This window comes from Clostridium sp. CS001, assembly GCF_020443565.1.
In the GTDB taxonomy this organism is placed as follows: domain Bacteria; phylum Bacillota; class Clostridia; order Clostridiales; family Clostridiaceae; genus Clostridium_AD.
Map to the genome: position 1 here is coordinate 1 of NZ_JAIZZN010000021.1, position 15,087 is coordinate 15,087.

Consider the following 15,087-nt stretch of genomic DNA (forward strand, 5'->3'; position numbering starts at 1 on the left):
ATTCTAGAGACTTGTCAAGTGTTTTATGCAAAAAAAGTGGGGGAAACAACAAAAATCAATGAAATTAAAAATGAGTAATCACAGGGGCTAAGGAGTTTCCGTGAACGCTCAATATATACCAAGGGGGTTTCTTTTTTAAATAATGAAATTCTGAGAATGAGCGAGATATCGAGAGTAATTTATAATATAGAGAGGAAGGGATTATACATGAAGGATATAAAAGTACTAAGAGATGAAATGGTTAAAATGAAAAAGTGGGCATTAATTGGAGCATCACCAGATGAAAGTAAGTTTGGATATAAGATATTGATGCAACTTAAAGAAAAAGGTTATACAGTCTATGGTATAAATCCAAAATATGATGAAATAAATGGACTTAAGATTTATCATTCATTAAAAGAATTGCCAGAGAAGGTTGATGCGGTAAATATTATAGTAAACCCTACGGTAGCATTAAATGCTCTAGATGAAATTGTGGAATGTAAAATAGAAAATGTATGGTTTCAACCAGGAACTTATAATCCAGAGGTTTTAAATAAGGGTAAAAAGAATGAACTGAATATGGTTTTCCATGAATGTTTATACGTAGAACTGGGCAAGATTTAAAATAGTATTTTTAAGTGTTATAGAGTGATGTATAAAATAGCTAAAGATTTTAATCTGCAGCTATTTTTTTCGTTAATGGCATTTGACAATAATAAAAAAGAGGCGTAATATAAAAATAGAAAATGGCAAATGCTGATACATATATGGGAGATGATTTCATGTCAGAGTGTAGTACGTGTCCATCAAATGATGGATGTTCAAAGGATAAGGAAACTTGTATGATTGAAAATAATCCTTTAAACAATGTGAAAAAGATTATAGGAGTTATGAGTGGAAAAGGTGGAGTAGGAAAATCTTCAATTTCTGTTCTTATTGCAAAACATTTAAAACAGCTTGGATATAGCGTGGGAGTATTAGATGCAGACATAACAGGACCAAGCATTCCAAGACTTCTTGGTTTAAAAGGTAAAAGGGCAATGAGCAATGAGTACGGAATTATGCCCGTTGAAAGTTGTCATGGCATAAAAGTTATGTCACTAAATTTCTTAACGGAGAATGAGGAGGACCCTGTAATTTGGAGGGGGCCTGTAATTTCAAATTTAGTTAAGCAATTTTGGACAGATGTTCTTTGGGAAGAGCTTGATTACTTAGTAATTGATATGCCACCAGGAACAAGTGATGTTGCACTAACAGTAATGCAGTCTATACCAATTGATGGAATAGTAATGGTGTCAGTACCACAGGATCTTGTTTCTATGATAGTATCAAAAGCTGTGAAAATGGCTAGGAAAATGAATATTAACGTGTTAGGTGTTATTGAAAATATGAGCTATATAACGTGTCCTGATTGCGATAAAGTAATAAAGCTTTTTAATAGTAAAGGTACAGATGATTTTTTAAAGGAAATGGATTTAAAACTTTTAGCAGAGCTTCCTATGTTAAATAGTATAAGCAATTTATCAGAGGATGGGTGTGAAGGCTTAAATGAGAGTCTTGAATTAATTCTAAGTCCTATAGTAAACGATATAATAAAAGACTTAGATAGATAATATAAAGATATTATAGCCGGTAGATGTAAGAAACAACACAAGATGTATTAAATACAGCTCGTGTTGTTATTTTTTTATATTTAGTACTTTATATAAATAATTCGGGTTCCCTCCTATAAGTGAAATCAACTTCTAATTCATGCTTATGCCTTAAATAATCTTCGTCATCATAATATTTTGCATTCATTGGACACTTTTTAATGCAAGCTCCACATTTAATACAAATTCCATTTAATTTAGATACATCTTGAAAATCAATTGAGCCCATAGGACATATATGTGCACAGAGTTTACAATCATTACAATTGCTGTTTGTCTTTGGAGTAACCTTTCTAATATCAACAGGAATACCAGCGTTGTTTTTAGGAATATAGTGTTTTCTATAAGGAATAGTTCCATTTACAACTACAGTTTGAACTTTATTTTGAGTTGTTATTTTTGTATATATTTGATTTGCAAAGGTCTCTGCAATATCTATATCATCTTCATCAGGTCTGTTTTTGGCAAGAGTTTTAGAAAAGGAATGCTCGCCTATAAAGGCACCCCCTCCAATAACTTTAAAACCATTTAGTTCAAGGATATCCTTCAGTTCAATTAATGCATCATCATAATTTCTGTTGCCATATACAACCACAGGAACTGCTAATGCGCCATTGCCCGTAATGGTGTTTAAATATTTTAATAAAACATTAGGAACTCTGCCTGCATAGACTGGAACTCCTATAATAAGAAGATCTTGATTGGTAAATGATACTGCTTTTCCACGAGTTTTTGCTAATGTAAAATCAATGTTATTTATGGATATATCTTTATCAATATTTTGTGAAACTATTTCTCCAATAGTGCATACCACTTTTTTAGTTGTATCTGTAGCACTAAAATACATTGCACTAACTTTTTTAATAACCATAGGTATTCCCCCTTTAGACACGCTGCCTTGTAAAAAAATCATTATCGCCTCGTCATGGGTATTTTCATGCTAATATAGAAATTTACCCATATAATATTCTATCATAGTTAGTCCTATTTAAACTTATTATAATGGAAGAAATAACAAAGTGTTATACAAAGTAGTATATTTACATATCTCTGTAGTATAAAAAAATAAAAGATACACACAATAAATCATAAGATAACAAAGGCTGTTATCCAGCATTACAACATATTATAAAGAACATAAAATAAATAATAAAGGAAGGGTTAGGATTATGAACATAACTTTATCACAAAAGGAAAGAATGTTACTAGAGGATCAAAAAAGTCATGAGCAGCTTTGCATTGAGAAGTATAGTAATTATGGGTGCCAAGCTAAAGATGCTCAATTAAAAGAAATATGTAAGGCTAACGAAAATTCGGAAAGAAGTCACCTTAATAGTATAAATCAATTGTTAAGTGGAACCATTCCTGATATGAATCAGCAGCAACAGCAAAATCAAAATTCAACTCAAAATATGAATAGCACACAATCATCTGGAGCTAGTTTATCTGATAAAGATATGTGTACAGATTTATTAATGACAGAAAAATATGTTTCAGGAGCATATAATACAACTATTTTTGAATTTAGAGATACTGCAGTGAGAGATGTACTAAATCATATACAAAAGGAAGAGCAAAAACACGGAGAAGCAATATTCAAGTATATGGAAAGCAAAGGAATGTATAACGTACAATAATATCTTATTTATATAAAAGAAAACTGCTGAAGCACGCTCAGCAGTTTTTTGTGGTTGTTAATATTGCAGCATCGCAGATGATGATTTAACACATAACTATAATTTTATATGGAGTAGTTTGAGCGGGTATACTTCTGGTGGTAGCTCCATAAATAACAATTAGATTACGATTTGCAGGGTTATTAGTAAAGCTTTGACCATTTTCTAGTACTGTAGGAGTTTGGGGGTCAGTATTTAACTTTAATTGATTATCACTACTAACCAGCTCACTGTTAAAAAAGTCTACTTTTACATTTTGATATGGCGAATTTTTTGTCATAACAATTGCTCTAAATTGTGGCGGAAAAATCAAAGGAACAGGTGCATTTGCATCATAAAATCCAGTTACCAGATCTCCTACTCTAAGCATTACGTGATCTACAAAATAAGTCGTTGGTGCCACTACGAAATTTACTACTGATCCATAGCTATCCTCTAAAGATATTATTTTATAACATCCTAAGTTTTCCTCATCTGAATTTGTCCAAAAATCATCAATACTTGTAATAAAACCTTGCATCGACATAAACCTCATTTTTGTGCCTCCATTCCTATTTTAGAAACATTGGAAACTATCAATTTGTCTCAAATCCATTCCGAAATATCTCCATCTATTTCCACTCCATTTAAAACCAGCTACAGATCTAGGGCCAACAAATGTTAACCATGCCCAGAATCCCCTACCCCTCCTTGGCCAAATATATACGAATCTAAAGGTGCAAGGTCTAATTGCTCCTGAGTCTATGAACTTGGCACTAGGACCAGATTGTTGTGATTTAGGCTGCTGTGGTGTAAAGCTTGGAGGTGGCTGAGATGGTCCACCTTGGGAGCCTTGTGATCCTTTGGAACCTTGTGGCCCTTGTGATCCTGGGAAATTTGGAGGTCCTTGCTTAGGGCCTTGTGGTCCACCGGGGAAGAATGGGAAAGGATTCATTTGTCTATAGGGACATTCCAATGGGATATCATCAAAGTCTACTCCATCCATATATGTTGGGTCATAAAATCTAATATAGTCATCATCAATAAACATAAAATTAACTCCTTAAAGTATTTATAATACAGTATATGGCTCGCTGAAGATTTGTGCTATTTAAATTTATCTAAAACATTAGCTTGCTTTTATATAATATATAAGTTTTGGATATACTAAACATTAATATTATACTTGGCAAATTTAAAACTGGAGGTTGAAAATGAAGGATTCAAAATTATATAATCTAGATGTTTTTTCTAGTATTCATGAACCCTATTGGATTGCATCTACGAAGAAAGAAGACTATCCTGCTTTAGAGGAGGATATAGATGTTGATGTTGCTATTGTTGGAGGCGGTATAGTAGGTATAACCACAGCATTTTTATTAAAAGAGAAAGGATTAAAAGTAGCTATAATAGAAGCTAATAAAATTACCCATGGGACCTCAGGCTATACTACTGCCAAAATAACTTCGCAGCATGGTTTAATTTACAAGAAAATCATATCCAAATTTGGAGAAGAAAAAGCAAGACAATATGCAGATGCTAATGAATCATCTATTGATTTCATTGCAGATTTAGCTAGGAAAAAGGGTATTGACTGTGATTTTTGCTATAAGTCTGCATATATTTATACTCAATCTGAAGACTATATAGAAAAAATTGAAGATGAGGTAAAGGCTGCATGTAGTCTTGGTATTCAGGCATCTTATGAAAAAACAATTGAACTCCCCTTTGATGTAAAGGCTGCTATAAAATTTGATAATCAAGCTCAGTTTCATCCTCTTAAATATTTGTTGTCAATAGCTAAAGATATACCTGGTAACGGAAGCTACATTTTTGAGGCAACTAAGGTGGTTGATATTGAAGATGGAGAAAATTGCACAGTTATAACCGGCAATGGAAGAAAAGTAACAGCATCTAAAGTTGTTATTGCTTCTCACTTTCCTTGTTATGACGGTATGGGAATGTATTTTGCAAGGATGTATGCAGAAAAATCCTACTTACTGGGAGTTAAAATTAAAGATAAGTTTCCAGAAGGTATGTTTATAAATGCAGAAGACCCAGGTCGTTCACTACGTTCTCAAAAACATGAAGATGGTGAAATTGTTCTAGTAGGTGGTGAACACCACAAAACAGGTAGTGAAGAACATACAAATATACACTATGAGAATTTATGTGAGTTTGCAAAGACAACCTTTAATTTGCAGGATGTGTTATATAGATGGTCCACACAGGACTATAGTACTGTAGATGAAGTTCCTTATGTAGGTTATCTTACATCCAAAACCGACAACATATTGGTAGCCACAGGTTTTAAGAAGTGGGGAATGACTAATGGCACAGCTGCTGCAAGAATATTAACGGATTTAATTATAACGGGAGAAAGTTGTTGGGCTCCTGTATATAATCCATCTAGATTTGATATCATTGCATCAGGTGCAAAATTAGCATCTGTAAATCTGGAAGTAGCGGGGGCACTCATAGTGGGTAAAATTACCCCAGCTCCTAGTGATGTAGATATTAAAAATGGTGGGGCAAAGGTAATTAATATAGATGGCGAAAAAGTTGGGGCATACCGTGATGAACAAGGTCAGCTACACATAGTAGATATAACTTGCACTCACTTAGGTTGTGAACTGGTTTGGAATGAGGCAGAAAAAACCTGGGATTGTCCTTGTCATGGATCTAGATTTAGCTATGATGGTGACAATGTTGAAGGTCCTGCATTTAAACCTTTAAAGCATTTAGGAGAAGGAAAGAATAAGCTAGATGCCAATATATTTTAATGGGTGGGCATAACTTTACTATAACTGAGATAAAGAATCTATTTTAAATATAATAATTTTAGTCGCTTTAGGTGAACTTCATCTTCAGTGGCTTTTTTATTGTAACTCACTTAAGGCAGGAGTATAATTGTTATTGAATCTATAATTTGCCAATAGAGGTGACTACTAATGAACTCAATATTAAAGGACATACAAGAAGCAGTAACAAAATATGCAAATATTTTATCACAGATACTTCAAGTAGAGGTTGAAATAGTAGATGATAATTTAATTAGAGTAGCAGGTACAGGCATTTATAAAGATAAAATAGGTGTAGATATATCAGAGGAAGGAAATGCTTATAAAAGCGTCCTAAAGTTTGGTAGGTCACAGATTATATACGAACCAGGAAAAGATGAACTTTGTATACATTGTCCCAAGAAAGGGCTTTGTGGAGAAAAGTTTGAAATGAGTACACCTATTAAACTTAAGGAAGAAACTATAGGGGTTATTGGGCTAGTATGTAGTAACGATAATCAGAAGGAACATTTAATGGCTAACTTTGATGTGTATATGGCTTTCCTTCAGCAGATATCTGAGTTTATAAGTAGCACTGCTTATGAAAAAAGAGAAAAGGTAAAAATACAATCATTGTTACAACTTCTCAATTTTGTTGTTGATAAAACAGAGCAAGGGGTAATTATACTAAATAAAAACAATTGCATTACTCATATAAATGAAAATGGATTAAAGGAACTAAATTTATCGGGAAATTATACAAATCACAAAGTGCAAATTAAGATAAGCGGTGATAGTGTTTTTAACCTTCAGGAATACAAACTAATGATAGATAAAGGGGTTTTCTTTGTTATTGGGAATATATACCCTATAAGATTTAATGAATCAGAATATGATAGTATGTTTTTCTTTCAAGATTCAAGAAAGTTTAAAGAAAAGTTATCAAGTTTTACTGATTTTAATAAAGCGATAAAAAGCAAGGATATTTTTGGTATATCTACGCAAATTCAAAAGTTAAAACAAGATGTTAAGAAAATTGCGAAATCAACTTCTACAGTGCTTATAACTGGAGAAAGTGGTACTGGAAAGGAGATGTTTGCAAGAGCTATACATGATGAAAGCGACAGGAAGGACAAGCCTTTTATTGCTATAAATTGTGGAGCTATTCCAGATATGCTTCTGGAAAGTGAACTTTTTGGATATGTAAAAGGAGCTTTTACAGGTGCAGACCCTATGGGGAAAATGGGCAAGTTTGAATTTGCAAATAAAGGGACCATATTGCTAGATGAGATAGGGGATATGCCTCTATATCTTCAGGCTAAACTTTTAAGAGTGCTTCAAGAACGAAGTATTACAAGAATAGGTTCTAATACAACTATTGATATTGATGTCAGGGTAGTTGCAGCAACAAATAAGGATTTAGTAAAAGCCATAAAAGAAAACAGATTCAGAGAAGATTTATACTATAGATTAAATGTAATACCTCTTGAAATACCTCCACTTAGGGAAAGAAAGGAAGATATAAAGTTACTTATAGAAACCTTCATTGAGAAATACTGTAACTTATTTAATAAAAAATTTTCAGATATAAAGATAGGAGAGAAAATATGGCAGATACTTAATAACTATGAATGGCCTGGCAATGTACGCGAACTTGAGAATGCTATAGAATATATTATTAATATGATGGGTACAGATGGAATAATAACAAAAGAAATTTTACCTAAAAGTATTGTATATAATAAAATGAATGTTATTAATAATGAGGATGAAACATATACACTAAAGTATCTTGAAAAAAATGCAATAAACAATGCTTTGCAAAAATATGGTACAAGCACCCAAGAAAAAAAAGTTGTTGCAATGAAGCTTGGCATAGGCATAGCGACTTTATATAGAAAAATTGAAGAATACAATTTATCAAAATGATAAATTGTTAATGATTAAGGCTCTTAAGTACTTGAAAAGCACATGAAGGCTCTATTATCATAATGATAAAAATTATCATTATGATAATAGAGCCTTTATATTTTAAGGTAAATAAACTACCAAGGTATTGATACCACACGGTTATAGGTACATGAACTTTGGCACGATTATTGCTTTTAATAATAGTAAAAGCAAGCACATTATTACAATGTATTCATTAATTTCAATAATATATATAAATAAAAAAGAGGTGAGGTTATGAAAAAAATTAAGCACTTAAAATGTTCCAAATGTGGCAGTGTTGTAGGTGAAGAGGTTATGTATAATTGCCCACACTGTGGCACAGAAGGTACTCTTGATGTTATTTATAACATGGATATTGTTAAAGAGGAATTGACTAAAGAATACTTAAAAGAAAATAAAGATAACAATATATGGAGGTACCTTCCAATTCTTCCCTTGGAGGGATTAACAGGAGCAGCACCCCTTCAAATAGGGATGTCGCCTTTGTATAAGTCTAGCAGGCTAGAGGAACTTCTAAATATAAAAAATGTGTATGTTAAAGATGAAGGGAGAAATCCTACTGCTTCTTTTAAGGATAGAGCTTCAGCTATTGGTGTTGCAAAAGCTATAGAACTTAAAAAGAATGTAATATGCGCTGCCTCTACAGGGAATGCAGCATCTTCAGTATCTGGTTTTGCGGCCTGTATGGGTATTGAAAATTATATTTTTGTCCCTGAGACAATACCAGAAGGAAAGCTTGCTCAACTTTTAGTATTTGGAAGCAAAGTAATTTTAGTTGATGGAGATTATGATACAGCATTTGATTTCTGCTTAAAAGCTGTAAATCACTTTGGCTGGTATAACCGGAGTTGTGCTATTAATCCTTATTTGGTTGAGGGTAAAAAAACAGCAGCTTTTGAAATATGTGAACAACTTGATTTTAAAGTGCCTGATAAGGTAATTATGTCCGTTGGGGATGGGTGTTCTATTGCAGGAGTATGGAAGGGCTTTAAGGAGTTCTATGAACTTGGATTAATAGACAAGCTACCAGTAATGGTATCAGTACAAGCAGAGGGATCAAATCCTGTGAATAGAGCCTTTAGAAGTAATAAAAAGGAATTTGATTATATTCCTCCAAGAACAATAGCAGATAGCATTTCCGTTGGAATACCAAGGAATGGGTACAAGGCTCTTAATGCGTTAAATGAAAGTAATGGAATTGCAGTAGATGTAAGCGATGAAGAAATATTAAATGCCATGACAGTTCTTGCAAGACATACTGGAGTATTTGGTGAACCAGCTGGCGTAACAGCATTTGCAGGACTTATGAAACTTGCAAGTGGAGGAACTATCAGGCGAGATGAAAGTGTGGCTTTTGTGGTTTCAGGTAGCGGACTTAAGGATGTAAAATCAGCTCAAATGGCTGTTTCAAAACCGCAAAAAATTAAACCAGACCTAGATGTACTTATTGATTATTTAGAAGAGAATAAATAAAATTCATATATTAAGAGGAGGGTTTTAAATGAAGAATTTAATAGATTTAACTATCAATGAGGAACAACTTAAAAAAACCGTAGAAAGTGCTAAGGAAAGAAATGTTATTATCCCAACACTAGCTCAAATGAAAGATCCTAGTAAGATACCAGCAGAAATCAAAGAGAAACTTGAAAAAACAGGTTTATGGGATGTTGACCCAGTTAATTTGTTCAGAATCTCTTGGAAGAACCAACCTGTAAAAGAAGGAGGATTGTACAATGACCTTCCAAATTATATAGAAATTCCTTCATCAATATCAGGGGTTAAAGCAAGGATATTTGCTATGGTTGGAAAGTACTTCCCAGTGGGATGTCATAAGGTTGGGGCAAGTTTTGCATGTCTAGTTCCAAAACTAGTTACTGGACAATTTGATCCTACTTTTCATGAAGCAGTTTGGCCATCAACAGGCAACTATTGCCGTGGTGGAGCATATAACTCTGCATTACTTGGATGCAAAGCAGTTGCCATATTACCTGAAAATATGAGTAAAGAGCGTTTTGACTGGTTATCAAAAGTTGCTGGAGAAGTTATTGCAACTCCTGGTTGTGAAAGTAATGTAAAAGAAATTTATGACAAAACGTGGGAACTAAGAAGAACTAGAGATAATGTTGTGATATTTAACCAATTTGGTGAACTTGGTAATCATTTATGGCATTATGAAGTAACTGGAAATGCAATGAATGACATTATAAAAGCTGAAGCTGGTGAAAATGGAAGACTAGCTGGTGTATGTTTAACTTCAGGTTCTGCAGGTACACTTGGAAGTGGAGACTTCTTAAAAGATCAATATCCAAATGCTAAAATTGCAGTTGGTGAAGCGCTTCAATGCCCAACAATGCTTAACAATGGTTTTGGTGATCATAGAATTGAAGGTATTGGCGATAAACATATTCCTTGGATTCATAATGTAAAAAATACAGATATGGTTATGGCTATAGATGACAATGATGCTTTGGCTATGTTTAGACTCTTTAATGAACCATCAGGTCAGGAGTACTTAAAGGAGCAAGGTATTTCAGAAGAGTTAATTTCTAAACTTGCATATGTGGGTATATCTGGTGCAGCAAATATTCTAATGTGCATTAAATTTGCGAAGTATTATGAGTTAACTGAAAATGATATGGTAATGACTGTTCTTACGGATTCTGCTGAGATGTATGGATCAAGAATGGAAGAGATGGAAGTAGAAAGAGGAAGAAAATATAGCGCATTTGATTCAGCTATAGATCATAATAGAAGTGTTTTAGGTCTTAGAACAGATAGTATGGAAGAACTAACATACCAAGGTAAAAAAAGAATTCATAACCTTAAGTATTACACTTGGATTGAACAACAACAATATGAGTTGGATGAACTAAATGCACAATGGTATGATTATGATAACTATTGGGGGAAATTACACCAGATGGGACCAGAACTAGATAAACTTATCGAACAATTTAATGAAAGAACTGGATTATTAAAGTAAAATAATATTCAAAATACCTGTGATTAATTTAATCACAGGTATTTTTTATGAAGTGTCATCCACGTGGCAAGTGGCATGTTAAACATGCCACTTGCCACGTGGATGGCACTAATAGTGCAATAAAATAACCATAGTACAAAGATTTTAAAAAAACCACAGACATAATGCGACAAAATGACGTACTTTGTGCCATAAAAAAGCCCTTTGTTCATGTATTATTAACATTAAGTGAATCTGAAAGACTTTATTTGAATAAGGTCTTTTAGCAAAATAACAAAAATAATGGAGGTAATATTATGTCAGAAGCAGTAGCTAATTCCACTGCAGTAGCAGCTAAAAAAAAGTTATTATCAGGATTTTTTAGAAAAGGAATTACAATTGGTTTATTTTCAGGATTTTCATATGGATTATTTTCAGCATTTTTAGCATTAGCTATGACAAAGGGGATTTGGGGAGATTGGTTTGGTGCAAATACAACTGGTTTATCTTCATTTGCCCTTGTATACGTTATTGGTGCTCTTGGCTGTGGTGTAAATGATACTTGTAGTGCAGTTTGGGCACTAATTATGGCAGGAGTTCGAGGTAAACTAGGAGATTTCTTTAGAACTCTTAATACTAAACCAGGCCGCATGATTATGTTAGCTGCACTTATGGGTGGCCCTATTGCCAATTCAGCTTATGTTATTGGTCTTGCGTCAGCTGGTTCAATTATTGTTCCGATTTCTGCCCTTTGCCCAGCTATTGGTGCTATTTTAGGTAGAATTTTATACAAACAAGAATTAACAAAACGTATGATTTTAGGTATTGTTATTTGTGTTTCTGCAAGTGCTTTAATTGGTATCTCAAGTATTACTGGTGGTGCACAAAAGGGTGCAGTAGTAGGCATTATAGCTGCTATTATAGCTGCTATTGGCTGGGGTATTGAAGGTTGTATAGCTGGCTATAGTACATCAATGGTAGATTCAGAGATTGGTATTACTATTCGTCAGACAACATCAGGACTTTCAAATTTAATTATATTTATTCCTATTATAGCTATGGTAGGTGGCAACGTAGGTCTTTCATTCCAAGTTATTGGACAAGCATTTACAAGTGGTAGTGCTATGATTTGGTTTGCTGTTAGTGGTCTTTGTGCTTATCTTTCATATATGGCTTGGTACAAAGGTTCTAGTATGACTGGTGTTGCGCTTGGTATGGCAACAAACGGAACTTACTCTTTCTTTGGTCCATTCTGCTGTTGGTTAATACTTGGTGTTGGTTTTGGTATAGAAGGTTGGACATTATCTCCTATATCTTGGTTCTGTGCTGTATTAATGGCAATTGGTATTTTAATAATCTCAATGAATCCAATGGATTTATTTAAAAAAAAGGAGGCGTAATTCTATGAAACCACTTAATTATGCTATTTTAAAACATTTTACAAAAGTTGAATCAGCATGTGCAGACGACGTGATGGAAGCTTTAAAAGGTCAATATGCTACCTTCAAAGCCTTTAATAAAAAGGATATTATTGCAGCTTTAATGACAGCAGAAGCCAATGGACTTCTTGAAGAAAAAAGCTTTGATATGGATAAGTCAGGTAATCTAAGGATGTACTATCATGCAAATGATGAAGGTGCAGCTACAATTAACAATTACATTAAGGATTAATAATTGAATTAAGGATTAGTGATTTATGCTACTTTAACTGGGGAGTTTGTACTATTAGTGCAAGAAAGTACCGATAGTACAAAAACATCAAAAAAATGGTGGATATAATACTGTAAAATACCGTACTTTATGCCATTAAAGATTGTCCCGTTAAGTTATTATTAACATAAAATCAGATAGTATTTTGATTGTAACAGATTGCTATAGAAAACGTTTTACAAGAAAATCATAAAGACAATATAAAAGGAGGAATATTTAGTGAGGTATTATGGAGAAGAGGCATTAGGGGTTATTGAAACATTAGGGATGGTTCCCGCAATTGAGGCGGCGGATCAAATGCTCAAGGCTGCGAATGTTGACCTAGTAGCATATGAAAACATAGGTTCCACTCTTGTAACAATTATGGTAAAGGGTGATGTTGGTGCCGTTAAAGCATCTGTAGAAGCAGGAGCAACTGCAGCAGCTGCAATAGGTACATTAACAGCACAAAATGTTATGCCTCGTCCAATTAAAGATATTGGAGACATTGTTTCAGTATATCAACTGGCTGATACAGAGGAAACATCATCGAAGGGTAAATATAGAGCTTTAGGTTTAATAGAAACATTTGGTATAGTTTTCGCTTTAGAGGCTGCAGATGCAATGTGTAAAGCTGCAGATGTTGAATTGATTGGTTTTGAAAACGTAGCTTCTGGATATATTTCTGTGTTAGTTCGTGGAGATGTAGGGGCATGTAAAGCATCTGTAGATTCTGGTATAAAAGCTGTAACAGATATGGGCGCAGAAGTTTATAGCTCAGTTGTTATTGCAAGTCCGCATCAAGACCTTGAAAAGATCATTGGACTTTATTCACTTGAAACTTTAAATCCTTAAGATATGGCTGAAATAACAGCACTTAGTTAATGAAAATGAAAAGGGGAGTCAGAAATGAATATTATTGACAATGATTTGCTCTCCATACAAGAATCTCGAATTATTTCCGAAAATGCCAGTGAAGCGCAAAAACTGTTAGCAACTTTTCCACAGGAAAAACTAGATGAGATTGTTGAATGCATGGCAGAAGAAATCGGAAAGTATGCCCGTGAACTTGCCATTATGTCATTTGATGAAACTGAGTATGGTAAATGGCAGGATAAATATATTAAAAATCGATTTGCTTGTGAGCATTTACCCAGCGTACTTCGAGGAATGCGTTGTGTAGGCATTATTAGCGAGAACACCCAAAGCAAAACCATGGACATAGGTGTACCAATGGGTGTAATTATTGCTTTATGTCCTGCAACCAGTCCTGTTTCAACTACCATCTACAAGACGTTAATTGCAATCAAGTCCGGAAATGCCATTATCTTTTCTCCCCATCCTAGAGCGAAGAAGTCAATTTGCAAGGCACTTGATATTATGATTAGCGTAGCGGAAAGATCTGGACTTCCAGAAGGAGCACTTTCATATTTACATACTGTGACACCTTCTGGGACAATCCAGTTAATGAATCATAAGTCAACTTCCTTGATTATGAATACAGGTGTGCCTGGAATGCTTAAAGCAGCATATAAATCTGGAAAGCCTGTGATTTATGGTGGAACTGGTAATGGGCCAGCATTTATTGAACGTACAGCTGACATTAAGCAAGCTGCTATGGATATTATTGCTAGTAAAACCTTTGATAATGGGATTGTATCAGGAGCGGAACAATCTATTGTTGTAGATGGATGTATTGAAGCTGATGTAAAACGTGAACTACAAAGTAATGGTGCATATTTTATGACAGAGGAAGAAGCAGAAAAGCTTGGTTCTCTCTTTTACCTTTCTGATGGAAGTTTGGACTCAGAAATGGTGGGAAAATCCGCCCAGGAATTGGCCAAAAGAGCAAGTTTTTCTGTTCCTAGCAGCACAGTACTTCTGATTTCTCAGCAGAAATATGTTTCTGAGACTAATCCTTATTCTAAGGAAAAGCTTTGCCCAGTATTGGCTTATTACATTGAAGAGGATTGGATGCATGCTTGCGAAAAGTGCATTGAGCTACTGTTAAGTGAGAGGCACGGACACACCCTTGTTATGCATTCAAAAGATGAAGATGTAATTCGCATGTTTGCATTAAAGAAACCTGTTGGTAGGGTGCTTGTTAATACACCTGCTTCCTTTGGTAGCATGGGTGCTACAACTGATTTATTTCCTGCTTTAACTTTGGGAAGTGGATCGGCGGGACAAGGCATGACATCTGATAATGTTTCCCCAATGAACCTTATTTATATACGTAAAGTAGGATATGGTATTCGGAAGATAGAGGATATTATTGATGGAGTAAACTCAGGAGAAAAAACTCCATTGGCAACCACAAAAGAGCAACCCAAGTATAATTCAGAGGACATACAGATGTTGCAGGAGATTTTAAAAAAAGCTCTCCAAGAGATTAAATAGCATATTGATGTGTA

The 15,087-nt window shown here is 34.1% G+C and carries 14 protein-coding genes and 1 pseudogene; 12 read left to right on the top strand and 3 right to left on the bottom strand.

The features are described from left to right. The first annotated feature begins 207 nt into the window (after positions 1–207). Complete coding sequence (locus LGK97_RS13480) at positions 208–606, top strand: CoA-binding protein (RefSeq protein WP_226260273.1); 399 nt, start codon at positions 208–210, stop codon at positions 604–606. Positions 607–764: 158 nt separating this feature from the next. After that, on the top strand, positions 765–1,595 hold the full coding sequence (locus LGK97_RS13485) for an Mrp/NBP35 family ATP-binding protein (protein WP_319001567.1): 831 nt from the start codon (positions 765–767) through the stop codon (positions 1,593–1,595). A gap of 88 nt (positions 1,596–1,683) precedes the next feature. On the opposite strand, the gene LGK97_RS13490 is transcribed toward LGK97_RS13485, so the two are convergent. Continuing rightward, positions 1,684–2,505 (bottom strand): EFR1 family ferrodoxin, encoded by an 822-nt coding sequence (locus LGK97_RS13490; protein WP_226260274.1) that lies wholly within the window; start codon positions 2,503–2,505, stop codon positions 1,684–1,686. Between the two features lie 298 nt (positions 2,506–2,803). On the opposite strand from LGK97_RS13490, the gene LGK97_RS13495 reads away from it, so the two are divergent. Then, positions 2,804–3,271 carry a spore coat protein gene (locus LGK97_RS13495; protein WP_226260275.1) on the top strand — a complete coding sequence of 156 codons (468 nt, stop codon included), beginning with the start codon at positions 2,804–2,806 and terminating at the stop codon, positions 3,269–3,271. An 85-nt stretch (positions 3,272–3,356) separates the two neighbouring features. Here LGK97_RS13495 and LGK97_RS13500 read toward each other — a convergent pair whose 3' ends face one another. Both LGK97_RS13500 and LGK97_RS13505 read right to left on the bottom strand, forming a co-directional pair. Continuing rightward, positions 3,357–3,845, bottom strand: coding sequence for a hypothetical protein (locus tag LGK97_RS13500; protein WP_226260276.1), 489 nt, complete (start codon positions 3,843–3,845; stop codon positions 3,357–3,359). Between the two features lie 21 nt (positions 3,846–3,866). Then, positions 3,867–4,340, bottom strand: a complete 474-nt coding sequence (locus LGK97_RS13505; RefSeq protein WP_226260277.1) for a hypothetical protein — start codon at positions 4,338–4,340, stop codon at positions 3,867–3,869. Positions 4,341–4,503: 163 nt separating this feature from the next. Here LGK97_RS13505 and LGK97_RS13510 point away from each other — a divergent pair, with 163 nt between their 5' ends. From LGK97_RS13510 to LGK97_RS13550, 9 genes and pseudogenes are all read left to right on the top strand, one after another. Next, positions 4,504–6,072: an FAD-dependent oxidoreductase gene (locus LGK97_RS13510; RefSeq protein WP_226260278.1), complete on the top strand. Its 1,569-nt coding sequence runs from the start codon at positions 4,504–4,506 to the stop codon at positions 6,070–6,072. 168 nt (positions 6,073–6,240) lie between these two features. Beyond that, positions 6,241–7,998 (top strand): sigma 54-interacting transcriptional regulator, encoded by a 1,758-nt coding sequence (locus LGK97_RS13515; RefSeq protein WP_226260279.1) that lies wholly within the window; start codon positions 6,241–6,243, stop codon positions 7,996–7,998. Between the two features lie 258 nt (positions 7,999–8,256). Further along, the gene (gene thrC, locus LGK97_RS13520) at positions 8,257–9,495 is read left to right on the top strand and encodes a threonine synthase (RefSeq protein WP_226260280.1); all 1,239 of its coding nucleotides are present in this window, start codon (positions 8,257–8,259) and stop codon (positions 9,493–9,495) included. A gap of 28 nt (positions 9,496–9,523) precedes the next feature. After that, positions 9,524–11,005: a pyridoxal-phosphate dependent enzyme gene (locus LGK97_RS13525; RefSeq protein ID WP_226260281.1), complete on the top strand. Its 1,482-nt coding sequence runs from the start codon at positions 9,524–9,526 to the stop codon at positions 11,003–11,005. Between the two features lie 296 nt (positions 11,006–11,301). Then, on the top strand, positions 11,302–12,384 hold the full coding sequence (locus LGK97_RS13530; protein WP_226260282.1) for a hypothetical protein: 1,083 nt from the start codon (positions 11,302–11,304) through the stop codon (positions 12,382–12,384). A gap of 4 nt (positions 12,385–12,388) precedes the next feature. After that, the gene (locus LGK97_RS13535; RefSeq protein WP_226260283.1) at positions 12,389–12,655 is read left to right on the top strand and encodes a hypothetical protein; all 267 of its coding nucleotides are present in this window, start codon (positions 12,389–12,391) and stop codon (positions 12,653–12,655) included. A gap of 258 nt (positions 12,656–12,913) precedes the next feature. Next, positions 12,914–13,201: pseudogene (locus tag LGK97_RS13540) on the top strand (BMC domain-containing protein); the annotation flags it as partial. Then, on the top strand, positions 13,199–13,528 hold the full coding sequence (locus tag LGK97_RS13545) for a BMC domain-containing protein (protein ID WP_226260335.1): 330 nt from the start codon (positions 13,199–13,201) through the stop codon (positions 13,526–13,528). The pseudogene LGK97_RS13540 and the gene LGK97_RS13545, both read left to right, overlap by 3 nt. A gap of 54 nt (positions 13,529–13,582) precedes the next feature. Next, positions 13,583–15,073: an aldehyde dehydrogenase family protein gene (locus LGK97_RS13550; RefSeq protein WP_226260284.1), complete on the top strand. Its 1,491-nt coding sequence runs from the start codon at positions 13,583–13,585 to the stop codon at positions 15,071–15,073. Positions 15,074–15,087: the final 14 nt, after the last annotated feature.